The organism is Acinetobacter sp. NIOH-H-8 (assembly GCF_046635365.1).
In the GTDB taxonomy this organism is placed as follows: Bacteria; Pseudomonadota; Gammaproteobacteria; order Pseudomonadales; family Moraxellaceae; genus Acinetobacter.
The window spans coordinates 1-426 of record NZ_JBHDVN010000241.1; the positions used below are offsets into that span (position 1 = coordinate 1).

The following is a 426-nucleotide window of genomic DNA, read 5'->3' on the forward strand; positions in this document are numbered from 1 at the left end:
GTGGGGCGCTAGCCCCGGGGGCAATGATACAAGGCCCGGCGCCCGGCCGCCCGAAGCCGGGCCGCAAGCCCCACGGGGGGTGGGGCGCTAGCCCCGGGGGCAAAAATACAATGCCCGGCGCCCGGCCGGCCGAAGCCGGGCCGCAACCCCCACGGGGGGTGGGGCGGTAGCCCCGGCGGCAAGGATACAAGGCGCCGCGGCTCACTCACCGCGAGCGCCTCGTTCCAGCCGCGCGCCAAGCGCGATCAGGCGCGGCCGCACCTCCTCCAGCAGGAAATCCCTGCCGAGCAGGAAGGCGGGGCCGCCGCAGTTGATCGCCATCAGGCGACCGCCCCGGCCTGCCTGGAAGGCGACCGCCACCGCGTTGACATCGGGCTGCCAGTCGCCGAAGGAACAGCACACGCCCAGCTCGCGGTACTGCTGTAC

The 426-nt window shown here is 74.2% G+C and carries 1 pseudogene; it reads right to left on the minus strand.

The window, feature by feature from the left end:
• Positions 1-201: 201 nt before the first annotated feature.
• Positions 202-426, minus strand: a pseudogene (locus ACEWB7_RS18020) (IclR family transcriptional regulator); the annotation flags it as partial.